The organism is Bacillus sp. ABP14, assembly GCF_001831375.1.
Lineage (GTDB): Bacteria > Bacillota > Bacilli > Bacillales > Bacillaceae_G > Bacillus_A > Bacillus_A paranthracis.
The window spans coordinates 3,694,212-3,713,745 of the sequence record NZ_CP017016.1 but is presented as its reverse complement, the minus strand read 5'-3'; the positions used below and the strand labels follow the sequence as shown (position 1 = coordinate 3,713,745).

The 19,534-nt window shown below is 35.8% G+C and carries 26 protein-coding genes; 20 read left to right on the top strand and 6 right to left on the bottom strand.

The genetic code is table 11. The annotated features are described in order from the left end of the window. Positions 1–125 precede the first annotated feature (125 nt). Complete coding sequence (locus tag BGI23_RS19135) at positions 126–614, top strand: DUF3993 domain-containing protein (RefSeq protein ID WP_001233819.1); 489 nt, start codon at positions 126–128, stop codon at positions 612–614. Between the two features lie 109 nt (positions 615–723). Here BGI23_RS19135 and BGI23_RS19130 read toward each other — a convergent pair whose 3' ends face one another. Further along, positions 724–960, bottom strand: a complete 237-nt coding sequence (locus tag BGI23_RS19130) for a glutaredoxin family protein (protein ID WP_000717880.1) — start codon at positions 958–960, stop codon at positions 724–726. Between the two features lie 233 nt (positions 961–1,193). Here BGI23_RS19130 and BGI23_RS19125 point away from each other — a divergent pair, with 233 nt between their 5' ends. The 10 genes from BGI23_RS19125 to BGI23_RS19080 all read left to right on the top strand — a co-directional run bounded on the left by BGI23_RS19125 (position 1,194) and on the right by BGI23_RS19080 (position 8,170). Further along, entirely contained in the window at positions 1,194–1,430 is a 237-nt protein-coding gene (locus tag BGI23_RS19125; protein ID WP_000055151.1) for a YkuJ family protein, read from the top strand. 214 nt (positions 1,431–1,644) lie between these two features. Beyond that, the gene (locus BGI23_RS28465) at positions 1,645–1,794 is read left to right on the top strand and encodes a hypothetical protein (RefSeq protein ID WP_000440537.1); all 150 of its coding nucleotides are present in this window, start codon (positions 1,645–1,647) and stop codon (positions 1,792–1,794) included. Positions 1,795–1,868: 74 nt separating this feature from the next. Next, positions 1,869–2,387 carry a ribonuclease H-like YkuK family protein gene (locus BGI23_RS19115; protein ID WP_000896651.1) on the top strand — a complete coding sequence of 173 codons (519 nt, stop codon included), beginning with the start codon at positions 1,869–1,871 and terminating at the stop codon, positions 2,385–2,387. 107 nt (positions 2,388–2,494) lie between these two features. Then, positions 2,495–2,686, top strand: a complete 192-nt coding sequence (gene abbA / locus BGI23_RS19110) for an antirepressor AbbA (protein ID WP_000817794.1) — start codon at positions 2,495–2,497, stop codon at positions 2,684–2,686. A 170-nt stretch (positions 2,687–2,856) separates the two neighbouring features. Next, positions 2,857–3,300, top strand: a complete 444-nt coding sequence (cbpB, locus tag BGI23_RS19105; protein WP_000623566.1) for a cyclic-di-AMP-binding protein CbpB — start codon at positions 2,857–2,859, stop codon at positions 3,298–3,300. A gap of 142 nt (positions 3,301–3,442) precedes the next feature. Further along, on the top strand, positions 3,443–4,327 hold the full coding sequence (locus tag BGI23_RS19100) for a transcriptional regulator CcpC (protein ID WP_001984809.1): 885 nt from the start codon (positions 3,443–3,445) through the stop codon (positions 4,325–4,327). Positions 4,328–4,398: 71 nt separating this feature from the next. Continuing rightward, entirely contained in the window at positions 4,399–5,121 is a 723-nt protein-coding gene (dapD, locus tag BGI23_RS19095; RefSeq protein WP_000783248.1) for a 2,3,4,5-tetrahydropyridine-2,6-dicarboxylate N-acetyltransferase, read from the top strand. Positions 5,122–5,182: 61 nt separating this feature from the next. Next, positions 5,183–6,313: an N-acetyldiaminopimelate deacetylase gene (locus BGI23_RS19090; protein WP_000261645.1), complete on the top strand. Its 1,131-nt coding sequence runs from the start codon at positions 5,183–5,185 to the stop codon at positions 6,311–6,313. Positions 6,314–6,554: 241 nt separating this feature from the next. Continuing rightward, the gene (locus BGI23_RS19085) at positions 6,555–7,421 is read left to right on the top strand and encodes a hypothetical protein (protein WP_001167329.1); all 867 of its coding nucleotides are present in this window, start codon (positions 6,555–6,557) and stop codon (positions 7,419–7,421) included. Between the two features lie 83 nt (positions 7,422–7,504). Continuing rightward, positions 7,505–8,170, top strand: coding sequence for a potassium channel family protein (locus tag BGI23_RS19080; RefSeq protein ID WP_000504032.1), 666 nt, complete (start codon positions 7,505–7,507; stop codon positions 8,168–8,170). A gap of 38 nt (positions 8,171–8,208) precedes the next feature. Here the strand turns inward: BGI23_RS19080 and rnjA are convergent, their stop codons facing one another. Together rnjA and BGI23_RS19070 are read right to left on the bottom strand one after the other, a co-directional pair. Continuing rightward, positions 8,209–9,876 (bottom strand): ribonuclease J1, encoded by a 1,668-nt coding sequence (rnjA, locus tag BGI23_RS19075; protein WP_000670368.1) that lies wholly within the window; start codon positions 9,874–9,876, stop codon positions 8,209–8,211. Between the two features lie 4 nt (positions 9,877–9,880). Next, entirely contained in the window at positions 9,881–10,093 is a 213-nt protein-coding gene (locus BGI23_RS19070; protein ID WP_000576444.1) for a DNA-dependent RNA polymerase subunit epsilon, read from the bottom strand. Between the two features lie 547 nt (positions 10,094–10,640). On the opposite strand from BGI23_RS19070, the gene BGI23_RS19065 reads away from it, so the two are divergent. Further along, positions 10,641–11,414 carry a Cof-type HAD-IIB family hydrolase gene (locus tag BGI23_RS19065; protein ID WP_070806766.1) on the top strand — a complete coding sequence of 258 codons (774 nt, stop codon included), beginning with the start codon at positions 10,641–10,643 and terminating at the stop codon, positions 11,412–11,414. Positions 11,415–11,474: 60 nt separating this feature from the next. On the opposite strand, the gene def is transcribed toward BGI23_RS19065, so the two are convergent. Both def and BGI23_RS19055 read right to left on the bottom strand, forming a co-directional pair. Continuing rightward, positions 11,475–12,029, bottom strand: a complete 555-nt coding sequence (gene def / locus BGI23_RS19060) for a peptide deformylase (protein ID WP_000957059.1) — start codon at positions 12,027–12,029, stop codon at positions 11,475–11,477. 147 nt (positions 12,030–12,176) lie between these two features. Continuing rightward, entirely contained in the window at positions 12,177–12,323 is a 147-nt protein-coding gene (locus BGI23_RS19055; RefSeq protein WP_000274562.1) for a YjcZ family sporulation protein, read from the bottom strand. A 513-nt stretch (positions 12,324–12,836) separates the two neighbouring features. On the opposite strand from BGI23_RS19055, the gene pdhA reads away from it, so the two are divergent. The 5 genes from pdhA (at position 12,837) to BGI23_RS19030 (ending at position 18,200) form a co-directional block, all read left to right on the top strand. Continuing rightward, positions 12,837–13,952 carry a pyruvate dehydrogenase E1 component subunit alpha gene (gene pdhA, locus BGI23_RS19050; RefSeq protein ID WP_000536893.1) on the top strand — a complete coding sequence of 372 codons (1,116 nt, stop codon included), beginning with the start codon at positions 12,837–12,839 and terminating at the stop codon, positions 13,950–13,952. 3 nt (positions 13,953–13,955) lie between these two features. Further along, the gene (gene pdhB / locus BGI23_RS19045) at positions 13,956–14,933 is read left to right on the top strand and encodes a pyruvate dehydrogenase complex E1 component subunit beta (protein WP_000068166.1); all 978 of its coding nucleotides are present in this window, start codon (positions 13,956–13,958) and stop codon (positions 14,931–14,933) included. Between the two features lie 92 nt (positions 14,934–15,025). Next, entirely contained in the window at positions 15,026–16,315 is a 1,290-nt protein-coding gene (gene pdhC / locus BGI23_RS19040; protein WP_070806765.1) for a pyruvate dehydrogenase complex dihydrolipoyllysine-residue acetyltransferase, read from the top strand. Positions 16,316–16,320: 5 nt separating this feature from the next. Continuing rightward, positions 16,321–17,733 (top strand): dihydrolipoyl dehydrogenase, encoded by a 1,413-nt coding sequence (lpdA, locus tag BGI23_RS19035; protein ID WP_000260111.1) that lies wholly within the window; start codon positions 16,321–16,323, stop codon positions 17,731–17,733. A 239-nt stretch (positions 17,734–17,972) separates the two neighbouring features. Then, positions 17,973–18,200 carry a hypothetical protein gene (locus BGI23_RS19030; protein WP_001221351.1) on the top strand — a complete coding sequence of 76 codons (228 nt, stop codon included), beginning with the start codon at positions 17,973–17,975 and terminating at the stop codon, positions 18,198–18,200. 1 nt (position 18,201) lies between these two features. Here BGI23_RS19030 and BGI23_RS19025 read toward each other — a convergent pair whose 3' ends face one another. After that, positions 18,202–18,594: a DUF1885 family protein gene (locus tag BGI23_RS19025; RefSeq protein WP_001163309.1), complete on the bottom strand. Its 393-nt coding sequence runs from the start codon at positions 18,592–18,594 to the stop codon at positions 18,202–18,204. A 127-nt stretch (positions 18,595–18,721) separates the two neighbouring features. On the opposite strand from BGI23_RS19025, the gene BGI23_RS19020 reads away from it, so the two are divergent. The 3 genes from BGI23_RS19020 (at position 18,722) to BGI23_RS19010 (ending at position 19,531) form a co-directional block, all read left to right on the top strand. After that, positions 18,722–19,018: a DUF3055 domain-containing protein gene (locus BGI23_RS19020; RefSeq protein WP_070807320.1), complete on the top strand. Its 297-nt coding sequence runs from the start codon at positions 18,722–18,724 to the stop codon at positions 19,016–19,018. Positions 19,019–19,214: 196 nt separating this feature from the next. Further along, complete coding sequence (locus tag BGI23_RS19015) at positions 19,215–19,343, top strand: GapA-binding peptide SR1P (RefSeq protein WP_044790724.1); 129 nt, start codon at positions 19,215–19,217, stop codon at positions 19,341–19,343. Between the two features lie 59 nt (positions 19,344–19,402). Beyond that, entirely contained in the window at positions 19,403–19,531 is a 129-nt protein-coding gene (locus BGI23_RS19010; RefSeq protein WP_000536805.1) for a GapA-binding peptide SR1P, read from the top strand. Positions 19,532–19,534 lie beyond the last annotated feature (3 nt).

The following is a 19,534-nucleotide window of genomic DNA, read 5'->3' as shown; positions in this document are numbered from 1 at the left end:
AAATGGTGCCGAAAATGCTGTCTATCGTTGTAAAGATTTTACGAACGAAACCAGCCCTTTCTTTGCATAATCATTGTTACAATGAATACTACAAAGACAAGTTTTCTTAAAAGGAAGGTGAAAAAATGAGAAAATATGGAATATGGTTAGTTCTATTTGTATGCGTTGCCTTTCTAGTTGGTTATAGTGTTACAACTGTTTTAGGAAAAGAGGAAGTGAAAGTCGATCGGAAAGAAGTGTTTGTAACGATACAAAAAGGCTATGAAAGCCAATTTTCAATTCGTGGGAAGCGTTTGCCGATGAATAAGATGATAGAAACGTTATCACCATATTTTACAGAGAATTTCCTTCAAGTATTTACAGATGAAAATAGTAGAAGTGATAAACAAAGTGGTGAATATTTACTTCCAGCAAAAGAAGCGCCATTTTCTTTTAATTCAGAAACGAAAATGTCATATGATGAAGAGCATAAAATTTTATATGTTTATGAACGGGCGAAAAGTGGACAATATCAAATTATAACATTGCAAAGAGATCAAGGGAAATGGAAATTGGCTGGATATCATGAAAGTCAAGAACTTTTAACTGAAATAAAAAGGTTACAACAATTATAAAGTGAAACTTTAATCAGGGGCATATCCCGTTTAATATGAACTTGCCACAATTAGATGCATACTTCCAAAATATATCGGGATAAAAATAGGAATAGGTCTTTACCTATTCCTATTCTATATTAAGAAGTTGTTGTAATTTTTCAATTTGAAAACCAGCAACAACTTCTCCATCAATTACAACCGTCGGAGTTGAATAAGAATCATAGTCATATAAAAGACGATTGCGAGCAGCGGCGTCTTTTTTTACGTCAAACTCTTCGTATACAACGTTATTATGCTTTAAAAATTCTTTCACAATAACACATGGCGGACAATCAGGTTGTGTGTAAACCTCAATTTTTTTCATTGCAATTCCTCCTTTTTACTGTTTTTTATTATATTCTTCCAGTATAAAAATCGCAATAAAGAAGGGAAAAGATGTTCTTTCTGTTTTTTCCTTCGTATTTCGACAAATTTTTAGTTGAGTTTCTGGCCAATAACCTTTATCCTAGAGTGTGGAACATTTTTTCTGTTATGACGGATAGAATGAGTATAGCTGTAAAACCTATTGGTAGGAAGATCAGAGAAAGGAGAGATTTCATGTCTCTACTCCAAGGAATTTTAACTCGACTTGTTAGTCTACAAGAACAAGCTGAAAGCGGTGAAGTAGCACAACGCTATTTTGAAGTGAACGGTGAGCGCAAATGTAGCGTGAAATTTTTCGATAAAAGTGAAATGTATGAGTTAGAAGTGTATCAACAAGGTGAAAAACCTCAAGTGTATCAATTCGATAATATCGACATGGTTGCAATTGAGATTTACGATATCATTTCTTGATACATATAAAAAAGGTGTTGCCATAGGGCAACACCTTTTTTAGTTCTATTACTTTTAGTATATATGTATAAGGATTTTTCATTTTTCCTACAATGGTAATAAAGTGAAAGTGTAATTAGTAGGGTTTCTTCGTCCTATTATACAGCTTATTATCCATCACCAATTGAGGACGGATAGTAAATAGCGGGATGAAAATAGTGAGGAGGTGTGTTATATGGAACGTTTACCAGTTGTGATTTGTCCTAATTGTCACAATTCTGCTGAGATTATTCATGTACTAACGGCTCAATCGAATCAAAACGTAATTTATACGTGCCAAGTTTGCCATTATGTAATTCGGAATATTGAAACGAATAAAGGGTAGGGAGTTATAATTTTTGTTTTTGTCCCATACAATGAGAATACGAAAAGTCTGTCTAATTGAAAGGACGTGACTATGTGGCCGGTGAACATAAATTTTATAATGTTTCAGAGAGACATTTAAATTTTGATATGGTCTTTACCCGTATTTGTAATTTCATTGAAAAGGATCCGCGAAATTTATATCGTTTATCCATTGGGACAGACTCACAAGCACATCAAAAGGATACGAGGTTTATTACGGCAATTCATATTCATCGCGTTGGAAAAGGAGCCTGGGGGTGTTTACACCATCAATCAGTAAAAGATAAGCCAGAAACTTTACGTGAGAAAATATATTTAGAGACGCAGTTTAGTCAAGAAATTGCATGCCTATTTACTCCTAATCATATACAAACAATATGGGATTTATTGCATCCATATGCTCAAGATGGGGCTGGTTTTATAATGGAGATTCACTTAGATATCGGAAATGATGGTTTAACAAAAGAATTTATTCTAGATATGACAGCGAAAATTCAAGCGATGGGATTAACTGCAAAAATTAAGCCAGATGCTTATGCGGCGTTTAGTTATGCAAATCGATATACGAAATAAAAACAATTTATATATTTCTTTCACTAAAAACTGAATATTACATCTATTAAATAGGTTGAAAATTTTATATAATAATGGTAACGATGCGAGTATAAGGAGAGGGGTATATGAAAAGGGAATTTGTTTTAACAGAAGAAGAGGAAAGTTTGTTACTAGATATTTTATTTCAGCAAAATTATGCGAGTGAAATTTTAGCTGTGGAACTTACAGATATCGAGAATGGTTTAAAAAAGACAGACGTGATGCAATATAAAAAAATCACAAGGTTATTTTACAGATTAAAAAATAAAGGGTATTAAGCGCTACCGGAATGGTAGTCTTTTTTTTGTGTTATATGCTAAAATAGCTGTGTAATTTTGTTTTTTACTGAAAGAATGTAAGGACAAAATAATAATATGAAAACGCTGTCATAAAATGTGAATAGAGCCGGTAATTATAAGCAGGAAAAAGGGAAAATGGGGGATGTAATATGATTAGTATTCCAAAAGACGAGTTTCAACAAATTTTTGTAAAAGATTTAATGATTTCATCAGAAAAAGTAGCACACGTCCAAATAGGGAATGGTTTAGAGCATGCTTTACTCGTACTTGTGAAATCTGGATATTCGGCGATACCTGTTTTGGACCCGATGTACAAATTGCATGGGTTAATTAGTACTGCTATGATTTTAGACGGTATGTTAGGGCTAGAACGCATTGAGTTTGAAAGACTTGACGAAATGAAAGTAGAGCAAGTAATGAAGAAAGATATCCCGGTTCTTAAGTTAGAAGATTCGTTTGCAAAAGCATTAGAAATGACTATTGATCATCCATTTATTTGCGCTGTCAATGAAGATGGGTATTTTGAGGGGATTTTAACACGTCGAGCGATTTTAAAATTGTTGAATAAAAAAGTAAGGCAACATAATCGATAATGTGAGAAAAGTGACTTCATAGAACCGAAGAAGTCACTTTTTTTTCGTGCATATCAGTTGTGTATGTATTATATTTAAAAAGATAAAAAATATAAGCGTATGTAGTTAAATTACGGATGAAAAGCTTATTGAGATAAGGTGTATGGAAGCTAAGGAAAGAGGGAGAAAGTTGCAAATTGATGATTTTCAAATGATGGTTGTGTTAGCACAGGAATCAAATATGAGAAAAGCGGCGGAACGTTTATTTGTTTCACAACCTGCGCTTAGTCAACGATTACAATCTATGGAGAAACAATGGGGAATGAAGTTTTTTATTCGCTCGCAAAAAGGATTGACAATTACACCTGAAGGGGAAAAAGTTGCAAATTACGCAAAAGAAATGCTACAAAGGGAAGAGGATATTAAAAGTGAACTAGCTGTTTTTAGAACAGAAACTCATGGGACGTTAAAAATAGCTGTCGCATCAGTTATTGGTCAATATTGGCTTCCTCCTGTTTTGAAGAAGTTTGTACATAAATATCCTTCTGTAAAAATATCGCTGTTTACTGGCTGGAGTAGTGAGGTGCAAAAGCAATTTTATGAAGGAGACGTGCATGTTGCTATATTGAGAGGAACACAAGAATATAAAGGCCAGAAGCAACAATTATTTGAAGATGAACTTTATTTAGTGGATAAAGAAATAAAAGATATTTCGATGTTAAAAGAAACAAATAGACCATTTATTCAATTTAAAAGTGATTCGACTTATTATGGACAGATACAAAATTGGTGGTATGGTTTATTTTCTAATCCACCTAAGAGAACAATTGTCGTTGATCAAATTGAGACTTGCAAACAACTCGTTTTAAATGGTATAGGTTATGCTCTTTTACCTTCTACTGTTTTAAAAGAAGTACAGGAAAATATGTATAAAACACCTGTCCAATTAACGAGAGAAACATGGTTATTGACGAGTGAATCAGCTAGACAATTGAAGCAAGTACAAGCATTTTTAGAAATTATAGAAGAAATTCAAATGGAAAAATAGGATTATTATCTTGCTACTCGCCCTATCGTTTGGTAGAGTAACATTATAAATGGATTTAGGAGGCAACAAGAATGAAAATGATGGACGCTAACGAAATTATTTCGTTTATTCAAAAAAGTGAAAAGAAAACTCCTGTAAAGGTATACATAAAAGGGGATTTAAAAGAAGTAACATTCCCTGAAACGGTACAAGCATTTGTAAATAAAAAGTCTGGTGTATTATTTGGAGAATGGTCTGAAATTAAGACAATTCTAGATGAAAATAGCAAGTACATTGTTGATTACGTTGTTGAAAATGACCGTCGTAATTCTGCAATTCCAATGCTTGATTTAAAAGGTATTAAAGCTCGTATTGAGCCAGGTGCGATTATTCGTGACCACGTTGAAATCGGCGACAACGCTGTTATTATGATGAATGCAACAATTAATATCGGTGCTGTAATTGGTGAAGGGTCTATGATCGACATGAACGCGGTACTTGGTGGACGTGCAACTGTTGGTAAGAACTGTCACGTAGGTGCAGGCGCAGTACTTGCAGGTGTTATTGAGCCACCTTCAGCAAAACCAGTTATCGTTGAAGACGATGTTGTTATTGGTGCTAACGTAGTTGTGTTAGAGGGAGTTACAGTAGGTAAAGGTGCAGTTGTAGCAGCAGGAGCTGTTGTAACAGAAGATGTACCTCCATATACAGTTGTAGCAGGTACTCCAGCACGTGTAATTAAAGAGATTGATGAGAAGACAAAAGCAAAAACTGAAATTAAACAAGAGCTTCGTCAATTAAACCCAGAGAAATAAAAACAAAAAAGCGTAAGAGCATAAACAGGCTCTTACGCTTTTTATAGATAGAGGTGCAAAAATGGTAGTAAGCAAATTCGTTCAAATTCGTAGAGACTTACATAAAATACCGGAAATTGGATTTAAAGAGTGGAAAACACAACAGTATATTTTAGATTACATAGGAACGCTTTCGAATGAACATGTGGAAGTGAAAGTGTGGAGAACGGGTGTTATTGTTAAAGTAAAGGGAAGGAATCCAGAAAAAGTTATAGGTTATCGCGCAGATATAGACGGTTTACCAATTACAGAGGAAACTGGATATGAGTTCGCTTCTGTTCATGAAGGAATGATGCATGCATGTGGACATGACTTACATACGACAATCGGTTTAGGCCTTCTAACAGCAGCTGTAACAGAAAGAATAGATGATGACCTTGTATTTCTATTCCAACCAGCTGAAGAAGGGCCTGGAGGGGCTCTTCCTATGTTAGAGAGTGAAGAGTTAAAAGAATGGAAGCCGAATATTATTCTCGGCCTTCATATTGCACCTGAATACCCTGTAGGGACAATTGCTACAAAAGAGGGGCTATTATTTGCAAATACATCAGAGTTATATGTTGATTTAAAGGGGAAAGGTGGACATGCAGCTTATCCTCATACTGCAAATGATATGATTGTCGCAGCTAGTCACCTTGTTACACAGCTTCAGTCTGTTATTAGTCGTAATGTAAACCCACTTGATAGTGCAGTAATTACAATCGGAAAAATAACAGGCGGTACAGTTCAAAATATCATAGCAGAAAAGTCTCGGTTAGAAGGAACGATTCGAACGTTATCAGTGGAATCAATGAGTCGTGTGAAAAGTAGGATTGAGGCAATTGTTGCAGGTATAGAAGCTTCCTTCCAATGTGAAGCGGTTATTGACTACGGAGCGATGTATCACCAAGTATACAACCATGAAGCATTAACGAGAGAGTTTATGCAATTTGTAAGTGAACAAACTGATATGAAAGTAATTACGTGTACTGAGGCAATGACAGGTGAAGATTTTGGTTATATGCTTCAAGAGATTCCTGGATTTATGTTTTGGCTTGGGGTAAATTCAGAATATGGTTTACATCATGCAAAATTAAAGCCAGATGAAGAGGCTATTGAGAAAGCTATCGTATTTTTAGATCAATATGTAAAGTGGAAGGGAACTAGAAAGTAAATTTGCTCGCCAACTTGGTGGGTATTTGTTAGTTCCAAGGTGAAAACATCTTTTATATTTGTTTTGAATACACATCGGCATACAAATGGATAAAATAATGAGCAGTGGTTTTGAGCCGCTGCTCATTATTCATTATCGCTTATTGAGAAGATGATTAGTTAACTAGCTTATATATGTTTACAATTCGTGTGGAAAGTGTGTAAAATCAAGGTGAAACGTAGAAAAAAGGGTGGGGAATTACGTGCAGATTAGCAGTGCGATTTTATGTTTTGTTTTATATACATATGTTATTATTGCGGCGGTTTATTTTGGAATAAGTTTTTATGCCTACCGTTTAGCGAATAATAATGAATATGAAGAGACATACAACTGGGTGAAAAGGTATTTATCACCTGTACTAGAAATTATGAATGGGTTTGTTCTTTTTTTATTTATTGGATTAATTGCTTTTTCAACGAGCTTAGTAGGAAATAAGACTACATTATTTGTACTAGGTATCATTATTTTTATGCTATTAGGAATTCGTATTGGTAATACGGTATTTTGGAATGAGAGAAAAGTAGATGGTTGGACGGGAATGCTAATACCGTGTATGCTAGCTGCTATCGTGACGAATATAGAACATGAATATTATCAGTTGCATTTTTGGCTCATAATTGTTTTAACAATTCTCTCTGTGTTGTATATAAGTACTGTCGTGCTAACATACATTGCAAATGAAAAGGGGGATGTAAAAGGTACGCATTTCTTTAGAGGGCGTGCATTGTTATGGAGTGTGCCAACGATGGCGGTTATAGCAATTATTGCGATATTAGTAAATGGGTATCAATTTACGAATTGGCAACTGTTTTTAGAAAATTGGTGGATTTTCATTCTTTCGTTTATCGCTTTTTTAGGTGCAACGCATTATTTATTCCATCAACACCATTATATATTGGCATTGCTATTCGCATTTACACAACTATTATTTGCTTTCTTCGGACAAGAAACGTTATTATTCGTTTTTGAAACGTTTAGTTCATTTGGAAACATATTTGTATTTGGTATGTTAATTTTCAGTATCGCATTTTATTTACAACAGTATTTTTATATGCAAAAACAAAAATAAGAATGATATACAGGTTTTTGTAGCAAATCTAAAGTATGTTACAATAAAAATACATAGTATTCGATGTTATTGGAGGAATTCCTGTGGGTGAAAAAGAGAAAGAATTTGCTGTCATTGGGCTTGGGCGTTTTGGTGGAAGTATTTGTCGGGAACTTGCTCAATTAGGTATGGAAGTAATGGCAATTGACTCAGATGAGGATAAAATTAATGAGTTTGCAAATATAGCTTCACATGCTGTAATTGCAGATTCAACAGATGAGATGGTATTAAAAAGTCTTGGTATTCGTAATTTTGATCATGTAGTCGTTGCGATTGGGGACAATTTAAATTCAAGTATTTTAACAACGTTAATTCTGAAAGAGTTAGGTGTAAAAAATATTACTGTAAAAGCTCAAAATGATTACCATGAAAAAGTATTAAGTAAAATAGGAGCAGATCACATTGTGCACCCAGAGCGTGATATGGGAAAAAGGATTGCAAATAATATTGCATCAAGTAATGTGTTAGACTATCTTGAGCTTTCAGATGAGCATAGCATTGTAGAGATTATTGCAAATAAAAAAATTGATGGTCATTCTTTAATCGAATTAGATATTCGTGCGAAGTTTGGATTGAATATTGTAGCGATTAAACGTGGTAAAGAAGTTATTGTATCCCCTCGAGCTACGGAAAACATTCAAGCGGGAGATATATTAATTGTAATTGGTCATGACGATGAAGTAGATCGTTTCAAGCACTTTTTAAGATAAGAGAAAAGGACAATACCATAAAGGTATTGTCCTTTTTCTTATATCTCCATAATGATTGGTAAAATCATTGGGCGACGTTTCGTTTTCTCATATAGGAATGGTGCTAATGTATCTGTAATTTCATTTTTAATTTCAGACCATTGTGTTGTTTTACGTTCCATTACTTTTTCTAAATGAGTTGTAATTAATGTTTGAGCATCATTAATTAAATCACTACTTTCGCGCATATAAACGAAACCACGTGAGATAATATCAGGCCCTGCTGCAACTTTAAATTCTTTCATATCAATGCTTACAACGACAATGACAAGTCCTTCTTCAGAAAGGATACGACGATCGCGTAATACGATATTACCGATATCTCCAATACCATTTCCGTCAATATAAACAGATCCAGATGGTATTTTACCAGCTACACTTGCTTCATCTGAACGTAAGGCAAGAACATCACCATTATCCATAATGAAACAGTTTTCTTCTGGAATACCACAATCATTTGCTAATTTCATATGCATACGTTGCATACGATATTCACCATGAATTGGCATGAAATACTTCGGTTTAATTAGACGAAGCATTAGTTTTTGTTCTTCTTGTCCACCGTGTCCACTCGTATGAATGTTTGACAGTTTTCCGTGGATTACATCGGCACCAGCACGGTACAACATATTAATTGTACGGCTTACACTAATTGTATTACCAGGGATTGGTGAAGAAGAGAACACAACTGTGTCGCCAGGAATAATTTGAATTTGACGATGGGTACCATTAGCAATACGTGAAAGTGCTGCCATTGGCTCCCCTTGACTACCTGTACATAAAATAACAACTTTATTAGCCGGTAGACGATTTAATTGAGATGCATCTATGAATGTATCTTTCGGACAGCGAATATAACCGAGGTTTTGTCCGATTTCAATCGCTGCCTCCATACTTCGGCCAAATACAGCCACTTTACGATTGTTTTCAACAGCCGCTTCAACGACTTGTTGCAAGCGATGGATATTTGATGCAAAGGTTGCGAAGATAATACGACCCTCTACTTTGCGGAAAATATCTTGAATACTATCACCAACACGGCGCTCAGACATTGTAAAGTTTGGAACTTCACTGTTTGTACTGTCAGATAAGAGACAAAGTACACCGTCTTTTCCTATTTCAGCCATTTTTGTTAAGTCCGCTGGTTCACCAACCGGTGTGAAGTCAAATTTGAAATCTCCAGTATGAACCACTTGTCCTTGAGGTGTTTTCACAACAACTCCGTATGAATCTGGGATACTGTGAGTTGTACGGAAGAAGGAAACTGATGTCTTTTTAAATTTAATAACATCATCTTCTTGAATTTCATAAAGCTTGGCTTTACGAAGTAATCCGTGCTCTTCTAATTTGTTTTTAATTAGTGCAATTGCTAATTTTCCGCCATAAATCGGAATGTTTACTTGACGTAATAAGTAAGGAATTCCACCGATATGATCTTCGTGACCATGTGTAATGAATAGCCCTTTAATTTTATCTTCGTTTCGCACAAAATAAGTGTAATCTGGTATTACATAATCGATTCCGAGGAGTTCGTCTTCTGGAAACTTAATTCCAGCGTCAATTATAATAATTTCATCTTGAAATTGAACAGCATATGTATTTTTACCGATTTCACCAAGACCACCTAAAGCAAAAACGGCTGCTTGATCATTCTTTAGAAATTTCATATGACTATACGATTTCCGCTAATGTTAAATCAGCGTTTTCTTTTTCATATTCAAGATGATTGCCAGTCACAGACTGAACGAATTCGATATTATATGCGAACTTATTTAATTTTGTACGAACATCCTTTTCAGACGTAGCCTCTAAATATAAAACTTTTGTATTTTCACGTACTGGAACCTCAGTCATTTTTTCTTGATAAAATACTTTAAAAATCATTTGGAAAACCTCTCCTTGTCTATGTTTTGCATTATCTGTTACTTATTATAAAGCAAACAGTCACGATTTTCATGTTTTTTCGAATGAGAATGAAGAAAAAGCCCGAAATGGGCACAATTTAAGCGATCGTCTTTTTACGGACTAGATCTTTTAAATAACGCTTCAGCTTTTTCTTCAGCTTCTTCAGCATGATTACTCCTTCCTTTCCTTATTTTAAACATGCATATTACTAGTGAAAACGCCGTCTCTGATATAAGAAAGAGGACAAAAGTGAATGTTGAATCTTGTCTTTTCTCATACAGAGAAAGTTATTCTATAGTAACGATTAGTAGCCGTTAGTTATAGCTATAGTATGAGAAAGAATAGAAAAGAAAATTCATACGAACAAGTATCCACATTTTTTACTAATATATATATGCAGGTTTCATAAATAAGGTCAGAAAGTGAACGCTTTCTTCACAGATGTTTAATATGTTATACTTTTTTTTAGCATTTGAAAAGCGATAATCAAAATAGGAATATAGAGTAACAGAAAGGATTTTGACAAATGAATGATAAAATTGTCTTTTTTGATATTGATGGAACATTATTAGATCATGATAAGAAGATTCCGCAATCTACGCGAGACGCAGTAAGGCAGTTACAAGAAAAAGGCGTGCATGTAGCAATTGCGACAGGACGTGCGCCATTTATGTTCGAAGATATTCGTAAGGAACTTAATATCCACAATTATGTTAGCTTTAATGGACAGTACGTTGTATTTGAAGATGAGGTAGTATTTAATAACCCATTACATCCAGCTGCTCTACATAAGTTTACTCAGTTTGCAAAACAAGAAGGATATCCACTTGTATATCTTGATCATCAACAAATGAGAGCATCAGTGGAATATCATGATTATGTGAAAGAAGGTTTTGGAAGTTTACATTTTGAGCATCCGGCATATGAACCTGATTTTTATGAGAAGCGTAATATTTATCAAACACTTCTTTTCTGTGAAGTAAATGAAGAAGAAAAGTTTATAAATCAGTACCCAGACTTTCATTTTATTCGCTGGCATGCGTATTCAATGGATATTATTCCAAATGGTGGTTCTAAGGCAAAAGGGATTGAGAAATTCATTGAAAAGCTAGGATTTAACCGTGGACAAGTGTATGCATTTGGGGATGGCTTAAATGATTTAGAAATGATTGAAGCAGTTGGGACAGGTATTGTGATGGGGAATGGGCATGAAGACTTGAAAAAACTTGCGAATCATGTGACAAAGGATGTTAGTGAAGACGGTATATATCACGGTTTAAAATGGGCTGGATTGCTATAAGTGAATATGGAATCTATTTCATATAGTAAAAAGGCGGAAGAGTATATTCCGCCTTTTTTACTATCGCTCCAGAGGTTTTGAATCGTCAGGAGCGGCAAATGGATTTTCTTTATTAATATGGTCATAGAACATAACACCATTTAAATGGTCAATTTCATGTTGAAATACAATTGCTGGTAACCCTTTTAAACGTAATTTTACTTCTTCGCCGTTAATAGAAGTTGCTTTCACTGTAATTCTTGTATAACGAGGGACATAACCAGGTACTTCACGGTCTACTGATAGACAGCCTTCACCACTTTGTAAATATGTACGTTCAACAGAATGGCTAATGATTTTTGGATTGAATAATGCATGACTATATAACGTACCGTCCGTATCTGTTACATGAACCGCAATCATTCTTTTTGAAATACCGATTTGCGGAGCCGCTAATCCGATTCCAGGGCGTAAACTATATTTTTCAGCCATTTCAGGATCTTGGCTATTTATTACAAATTCAATCATTTCTTTAAGAGTATTTGTATCTTCTTCGCTCGCTGGTAGTACTACCTCTTCTGCAACGTTTCGCAAAATAGGATCTCCTTCGCGAATTACATCTTTCATTGTAAGCATATGTAATCTCTCCTTTCCCTTTTAGTCTACCAAAGGAGATGGAAAAAGTCATCGGCAAGTAAGGGAAAGATGGATCGGTTATGTAGGAATAAAAAGAAAGAGACGGCAGAGCCGTCTCTTTCTTTCCATAGTTGTTTCATTTTTACATTAGCGAATGCAAGCAGCACCAACGATAATTAAAAGAATAAACAACACAACGATTAAGGCGAAGCCGCGTCCAGACCCACCACAAGAACCGCCATAACCGTAGGAAGGATATGAACAAGTTGGATAGCAATATGAATATCCGTACATGAGATGACCTCCTTTATCATTTCCCGCTAATACTGCGGTTACTATAATGTATGGAGGGAAGAGTAGAAATGTATGGGTAATTACCTATAAAAGGAAGAAGAGTTTGTATATTTTTGCTAAGAAGAGAGAAAAACTAAAGGGAATTAAATCGTTTACATATTATTCTAAGAGAAAAAACAAGTTAAAAAGGGAATAATATAACAGTAGGTTAATGCTTACTAATACAGATGTGAAAAATAAAAACACGTTTGTGTAGGAGAAACCTGCAGATTATTTATAAAAAAACGTATTCAAAGTAATTGACATCGTAATTAGAATAGTTGTAAACTAAAAAACGTGATCAAGATTGTATTAATATGTTTCTGAAAAAACATTAGTACAGATTGTTAGGTACACAAAATTATTCTCAACCGACAAATAAATTTGTTGGTTTACATTGTTGCGGTTTCCATCTAGCTAATAGATAGTGAAAGCGTTTCAGAATATGGTTCAAGAGAGGAAGAGGTGAACGGAATGGGTACTAAAACAAAAAAGACCCTATTTAATGTTGATGAGCAAATGAAAGCTATCGCAGCTCAATTTGAAACATTACAAATTTTAAATGAAAAAGGCGAAGTTGTGAATGAAGCAGCTATGCCTGAATTATCTGATGATCAATTAAAAGAATTAATGCGCCGTATGGTGTATACTCGCGTACTAGATCAACGTTCTATTTCTTTAAACCGTCAAGGACGTTTAGGTTTCTACGCACCAACAGCTGGACAAGAGGCTTCTCAATTAGCAAGTCATTTCGCACTTGAAGCAGAAGATTTCATCTTACCAGGATATCGTGATGTGCCACAATTAGTATGGCACGGTTTACCATTATACCAAGCATTCTTATTCTCTCGTGGACATTTCATGGGTAACCAAATGCCTGAGAACGTAAATGCACTTGCTCCACAAATCATCATCGGTGCGCAAATCATCCAAACTGCTGGTGTTGCGTTAGGTATGAAATTACGTGGTAAAAAATCTGTTGCAATTACTTACACTGGTGACGGTGGTGCTTCACAAGGTGACTTCTATGAAGGTATGAACTTTGCGGGCGCATTCAAAGCTCCAGCAATCTTCGTTGTACAAAACAACCGTTATGCAATCTCTACTCCAGTAGAAAAGCAATCTGCAGCTAAAACTGTAGCACAAAAAGCAGTAGCAGCAGGTATTTACGGAATTCAAGTAGACGGTATGGATCCATTAGCTGTATACGCAGCAACTGCTTTCGCTCGTGAGCGTGCAGTAAATGGCGAAGGTCCTACTTTAATCGAGACTTTAACATTCCGTTACGGTCCACATACAATGGCTGGTGATGATCCAACTCGTTACCGTACAAAAGATATCGAGAACGAATGGGAACAAAAAGATCCAATCGTACGCTTCCGTGCATTCTTAGAAAACAAAGGCCTATGGTCACAAGAAGTTGAAGAGAAAGTAATCGAAGAAGCAAAAGAAGATATCAAACAAGCAATTGCTAAGGCTGACCAAGCTCCAAAACAAAAAGTTACTGATTTAATGGAAATCATGTACGAAAAAATGCCTTACAACTTAGCTGAACAATATGAAATTTACAAAGAAAAGGAGTCGAAGTAAGCCATGGCTCAAATGACAATGATTCAAGCAATCACTGATGCTTTACGCGTTGAAATGAAAAATGACCCTAACGTACTTGTGTTTGGTGAAGACGTTGGTGTAAACGGCGGTGTATTCCGTGCTACTGAAGGTTTACAAGCTGAATTCGGTGAAGACCGTGTAATGGATACTCCACTTGCAGAGTCTGGTATTGGTGGACTTGCAGTTGGACTTGCACTTGAAGGATTCCGTCCAGTTCCAGAAATCCAATTCTTCGGTTTCGTTTATGAAGTAATGGATTCAATTTCTGGTCAATTAGCTCGTATGCGTTACCGTTCTGGTGGACGTTGGACTGCTCCAGTAACAGTTCGTTCTCCATTCGGTGGTGGTGTTCATACTCCTGAACTACATGCTGATAGCTTAGAAGGTTTAGTGGCTCAACAACCTGGTCTAAAAGTTGTTATTCCATCTACTCCATACGATGCAAAAGGTCTTTTAATCTCTGCGATTCGTGACAACGATCCAGTTATCTACTTAGAGCATATGAAATTGTACCGTTCATTCCGTCAAGATGTACCAGAAGGCGAATACACAATTGATTTAGGCAAAGCTGACATCAAACGTGAAGGTACAGATGTATCTGTTATCGCTTACGGTGCTATGGTTCACGCTGCATTAAAAGCTGCTGAAGAACTTGAAAAAGAAGGTATCTCTTTAGAAGTTGTTGACTTACGTACAGTTCAACCATTAGATATCGAAACAATCATCGCTTCTGTTGAAAAAACAGGCCGCGTAGTTGTAGTTCAAGAAGCTCAAAAACAAGCTGGTATTGCAGCTAACGTTGTAGCGGAAATTAACGACCGTGCAATTTTAAACTTAGAAGCTCCAGTTGTACGTGTTGCAGCTGCTGATACAGTATTCCCATTCTCTCAAGCTGAGAGCGTATGGTTACCAAACCACAAAGATATTGTTGAAGCTGTTAACAAAGTAATGAACTTCTAATTTTTACTTATTCATGTGCAAAAGAAATCAGCACATGCTGATTTCTTTTGCCATATTCCATAATAAAGAAATGAATCAGGGGGCTGAATTCCGTGGCATTTGAATTTAAACTACCAGATATCGGTGAAGGTATCCACGAAGGTGAAATCGTAAAATGGTTTATTAAACCAGGCGACGAAGTAAACGAAGACGACGTACTTCTTGAAGTACAAAATGATAAAGCAGTAGTAGAAATTCCTTCTCCTGTTAAAGGTAAAGTACTTGAAGTACTTGTAGAAGAAGGTACGGTTGCAGTAGTTGGAGATACATTAATTAAATTTGATGCTCCTGGATACGAAAACCTTAAATTTAAAGGCGACGATCATGACGAAGCTCCTAAAGCTGAAGAAGCAAAAGACGAAGCTCCTAAAGCTGAAGCTACTCCAGCAGCAACTGCAGAAGTAGTAAATGAGCGCGTAATCGCTATGCCATCTGTTCGTAAATATGCTCGTGAAAACGGCGTAGACATTCATAAAGTAGCTGGTTCTGGTAAGAACGGTCGTATCGTAAAAGCTGACATCGATGCATTTGCAAATGGTGGACAAGCGGTAGCAGCAACTGAGGCTCCAGCAGCAGTAGAAGCTACTCCAGCAGCAGCGAAAGAAGAAGCACCAAAAGCACAACCAATCCCAGCTGGTGAATATCCAGAAACTCGTGAGAAAATGAGTGGTATCCGTAAAGCAATTGCGAAAGCAATGGTTAACTCTAAACATACAGCTCCTCACGTAACATTAATGGATGAAGTAGATGTAACTGAACTTGTTGCTCACCGTAAGAAGTTCAAAGCTGTTGCAGCTGACAAAGGTATTAAATTAACTTACCTTCCATACGTTGTTAAAGCTTTAACATCTGCATTACGTGAATATCCAATGTTAAACACTTCTTTAGATGATGCTTCTCAAGAAGTAGTTCATAAACATTACTTCAACATCGGTATCGCAGCTGATACAGACAAAGGTCTATTAGTACCAGTTGTTAAAGATACAGATCGCAAGTCTATCTTCACAATTTCTAACGAGATCAATGATCTTGCTGGTAAAGCACGTGAAGGTCGTTTAGCTCCTGCTGAAATGAAAGGCGCTTCTTGCACAATTACAAACATTGGTTCTGCAGGTGGACAATGGTTCACTCCAGTTATCAATCACCCAGAAGTAGCAATCCTTGGTATCGGCCGTATCGCTGAGAAACCAGTTGTGAAAAACGGTGAGATCGTTGCAGCTCCAGTATTAGCATTATCTCTAAGCTTTGACCATCGTTTAATTGACGGCGCAACTGCTCAAAAAGCATTAAACCAAATTAAACGTCTATTGAATGACCCACAATTATTAGTAATGGAGGCGTAATAACAATGGTAGTAGGAGATTTCCCAATTGAATTAGATACAGTCGTTGTTGGTGCAGGTCCTGGTGGATACGTTGCGGCAATTCGTGCAGCACAATTAGGTCAAAAGGTAGCGATCATTGAAAAAGCTAACCTTGGTGGCGTATGCTTAAACGTTGGATGTATTCCTTCAAAAGCGTTAATCAATGCAGGTCATCGTTATGAGAATGCAATGCATTCTGATGACATGGGTATCACTGCAGAGAACGTAAAAGTTGACTTTACAAAAGTTCAAGAATGGAAAAACGGCGTAGTTAAGAAATTAACTGGCGGTGTTGAAGGCCTTCTTAAAGGTAACAAAGTTGAAATCATTCGCGGTGAAGCTTACTTCGTAGATGCTAACACATTACGCGTAATGACTGAAGATGCAGCTCAAACTTATACGTTTAAAAATGCTGTTCTTGCAACTGGTTCTACACCAATCGAAATTCCAGGATTCAAATACTCTAAACGTGTTATCAACTCTACAGGTGCTTTAAGCTTACCTGAAATTCCCAAAAAACTTGTTGTAATCGGCGGCGGTTACATCGGTATGGAATTAGGTACTGCATATGCTAACTTCGGTACAGAAGTTACTGTAGTAGAAGCTGGCGACGAAATCTTAGCTGGTTTCGAAAAAGCTATGAGCTCTGTTGTTAAACGTGCTCTACAGAAAAAAGGTAACGTAACAATCCATACAAAAGCTATGGCTAAAGGCGTTGAAGAAACAGAAACTGGCGTAAAAGTTAGCTTCGAAGTTAAAGGTGAAATCCAAACTGTAGAAGCAGATTACGTATTAGTAACTGTAGGTCGTCGTCCAAACACTCAAGAAATCGGTCTTGAGCAAGTTGGAGTTAAAATGACTGACCGCGGCATCATCGAAATCGATGAGCAATGTCGTACAAATGTACCAAACATCTATGCAATCGGTGATATCGTTCCTGGACCACCATTAGCTCACAAAGCTTCTTACGAAGGTAAAGTAGCTGTAGAAGCAATTAGTGGCCATGCGTCAGCTATCGATTACATCGGAATTCCTGCAGTATGCTTCACTGATCCAGAATTAGCATCTGTTGGTTACACTAAGAAACAAGCTGAAGAAGCTGGAATGACTGTAACTGTATCTAAGTTCCCATTCGCTGCTAACGGTCGTGCATTATCATTAAACAGCACTGACGGTTTCTTACAACTTGTAACACGTAAAGAAGATGGTCTTCTTGTAGGTGCTCAAGTTGCAGGTGCAGGCGCTTCTGATATTATTTCTGAGATTGGTTTAGCTATCGAAGCTGGAATGACAGCAGAAGATATCGCTCAAACAATCCACGCTCACCCAACATTAGGTGAAATCACAATGGAAGCAGCTGAAGTTGCTCTTGGAATGCCAATTCACATTGTAAAATAATTTAAGTAATGAAAATAGCCCATCTCTTATTTAAAGAGATGGGCTATTTTTTATTTTATAATAAAAGTGGCTTGCAAGGTCTTTATACGTACTTGTCGAATGAATATATAATAATTTAATTGAATTGTTAGAACATATATAAATCCAAAAGCCATATATATGCTTTCGTGTAATATGTAATTGATTCAAACTTAATCCCATATAGTAATAAAATAGAGCATGTCAAAGGAGAAGGTTCCATGAGAATATTACATGTTATATTTTATCATTTTTTATTATGGAGTGGTTTTTCCGTTGTATTATCATTGTCAAATGGTGATAAGTTGCATTATAAAGTTATTCTATTTTTTGTATTTCTTTATTTAGCATATGTGATCGCATATTTTGTATTGCAAATTAGAAAGCAGGCATTATTCCTTACGTGTTCAAATTGCATACTTTTCTTAATTATATTTTCTATTTTTTAAATTAACGTTTATAGAAATACATTGTTCTTCCATTAAATAATTTTAACTCTCCTTCTAATTTCTTCGCTAGAAAACGGCAAAATTCATTTGCTTTTCCTTTATCACCAAATGTTGCATTAGGTGGTAAAGAAACTTGAATATAAGTTTGTTCCTTTTCTATACCGACACCAACATAAATGGAGTCATATCGATCGTGAGTAGATTGTAGTTTGAATGTTGTTGCTGATGTATCTAAAATTTCATACGGAAAAGCGGTATTTGTATAAGCGTAATTAATTTGAACACCAGTTTTGGAAGTAACTGTTTTATAATAATGAAAAAGTTGTTTTATATCATCTATTGAAACAGATTGTTGGTTGGATTTAGGTACAAGCGTAATAAAGGCATGTTGCATATAAGTTCCCCCTAACTTAGTAGAATACTCTCATTCTACATCCTGCTGAATTTTTTGACAATTAAAAGGAGTATTCCTTTTTTTGTTTAATATACTAATGAAAGGTGATGTAGAAAGGTGGAAACCGATGTTTGAAAAATTGTATGATGAGCATGAAAGTGTGAAGGTACGATTTTTGGGGTTTATGACACATGATACTCGTTATGATTTTGGTGTTATTTATACAAATATGTTTTTTGGAAAGCCACTTATTGTTTGCATGCAAACAGGAAGGTCTACTTTACTTGGACGAGATGATGTAGAGAATGTTCAACATTTGCAGGAAGTGTTCAAATTAGGTTCAGAAGAGGAAGCAGCTGAGTTAGCTCAGTTCTTCTTATTTCTAGTTCCATCTACATCTTTGCATGCGGAATACGAAGAATAAATAATGTAAAACAGTCGTACGTATAAATATGGCTGTTTTTTTGTTTGAATATCGCATACTAATTTAAAATTAAAATATTTAATGTGTTATACTAAAAACCTATTGACGCAAAAAGTATAACATATTAAAATAAAGACAGAAAGTTAAGCGGTTACAAAAAAGTTTTTGGGATTATAAACTTAGGGGGAAATGAAAAATGGGAACAATCGTATGTCAAGATTGTGAAGGTACAATTGCACACTTCGAGGATGAGAAAGTAACGGTACTTTACGGGAAATGTGGATCTTGCGGATGTGATCACATAGAGCATACAAAAGCCCAATAATTGATAGGAAATGGACAGCTGAAAGTTTTTAGGACCATAAACTTAGGGGGAAATGAAAAATGGGAACAATCGTATGCCAAGTATGTGAAGGAACAATCGGACATTTTGAAGATGAAAAAACGACAGTGCTTTACGGAAAATGCGGAACAAATTGTGACTGTGCTAGTAGGGATAATGCGAAAGCTTAATGA

Excerpts from the sequence above, each read along its gene's own strand:
- BGI23_RS19135 (WP_001233819.1), top strand. The coding sequence starts at position 126 with ATGAGAAAATATGGAATATGGTTAGTTCTATTTGTATGCGTTGCCTTT.
- BGI23_RS19130 (WP_000717880.1), bottom strand. The coding sequence starts at position 960 with ATGAAAAAAATTGAGGTTTACACACAACCTGATTGTCCGCCATGTGTT.
- BGI23_RS19125 (WP_000055151.1), top strand. The coding sequence starts at position 1,194 with ATGTCTCTACTCCAAGGAATTTTAACTCGACTTGTTAGTCTACAAGAA.
- BGI23_RS28465 (WP_000440537.1), top strand. The coding sequence starts at position 1,645 with ATGGAACGTTTACCAGTTGTGATTTGTCCTAATTGTCACAATTCTGCT.
- abbA (WP_000817794.1), top strand. The coding sequence starts at position 2,495 with ATGAAAAGGGAATTTGTTTTAACAGAAGAAGAGGAAAGTTTGTTACTA.
- cbpB (WP_000623566.1), top strand. The coding sequence starts at position 2,857 with ATGATTAGTATTCCAAAAGACGAGTTTCAACAAATTTTTGTAAAAGAT.
- BGI23_RS19100 (WP_001984809.1), top strand. The coding sequence starts at position 3,443 with ATGGAAGCTAAGGAAAGAGGGAGAAAGTTGCAAATTGATGATTTTCAA.
- dapD (WP_000783248.1), top strand. The coding sequence starts at position 4,399 with ATGAAAATGATGGACGCTAACGAAATTATTTCGTTTATTCAAAAAAGT.
- BGI23_RS19090 (WP_000261645.1), top strand. The coding sequence starts at position 5,183 with ATGGTAGTAAGCAAATTCGTTCAAATTCGTAGAGACTTACATAAAATA.
- rnjA (WP_000670368.1), bottom strand. The coding sequence starts at position 9,876 with ATGAAATTTCTAAAGAATGATCAAGCAGCCGTTTTTGCTTTAGGTGGT.
- BGI23_RS19070 (WP_000576444.1), bottom strand. The coding sequence starts at position 10,093 with ATGATTTTTAAAGTATTTTATCAAGAAAAAATGACTGAGGTTCCAGTA.
- BGI23_RS19065 (WP_070806766.1), top strand. The coding sequence starts at position 10,641 with ATGAATGATAAAATTGTCTTTTTTGATATTGATGGAACATTATTAGAT.
- def (WP_000957059.1), bottom strand. The coding sequence starts at position 12,029 with ATGCTTACAATGAAAGATGTAATTCGCGAAGGAGATCCTATTTTGCGA.
- BGI23_RS19055 (WP_000274562.1), bottom strand. The coding sequence starts at position 12,323 with ATGTACGGATATTCATATTGCTATCCAACTTGTTCATATCCTTCCTAC.
- pdhA (WP_000536893.1), top strand. The coding sequence starts at position 12,837 with ATGGGTACTAAAACAAAAAAGACCCTATTTAATGTTGATGAGCAAATG.
- pdhB (WP_000068166.1), top strand. The coding sequence starts at position 13,956 with ATGGCTCAAATGACAATGATTCAAGCAATCACTGATGCTTTACGCGTT.
- lpdA (WP_000260111.1), top strand. The coding sequence starts at position 16,321 with ATGGTAGTAGGAGATTTCCCAATTGAATTAGATACAGTCGTTGTTGGT.
- BGI23_RS19030 (WP_001221351.1), top strand. The coding sequence starts at position 17,973 with ATGAGAATATTACATGTTATATTTTATCATTTTTTATTATGGAGTGGT.
- BGI23_RS19025 (WP_001163309.1), bottom strand. The coding sequence starts at position 18,594 with ATGCAACATGCCTTTATTACGCTTGTACCTAAATCCAACCAACAATCT.
- BGI23_RS19020 (WP_070807320.1), top strand. The coding sequence starts at position 18,722 with ATGTTTGAAAAATTGTATGATGAGCATGAAAGTGTGAAGGTACGATTT.
- BGI23_RS19015 (WP_044790724.1), top strand. The coding sequence starts at position 19,215 with ATGGGAACAATCGTATGTCAAGATTGTGAAGGTACAATTGCACACTTC.
- BGI23_RS19010 (WP_000536805.1), top strand. The coding sequence starts at position 19,403 with ATGGGAACAATCGTATGCCAAGTATGTGAAGGAACAATCGGACATTTT.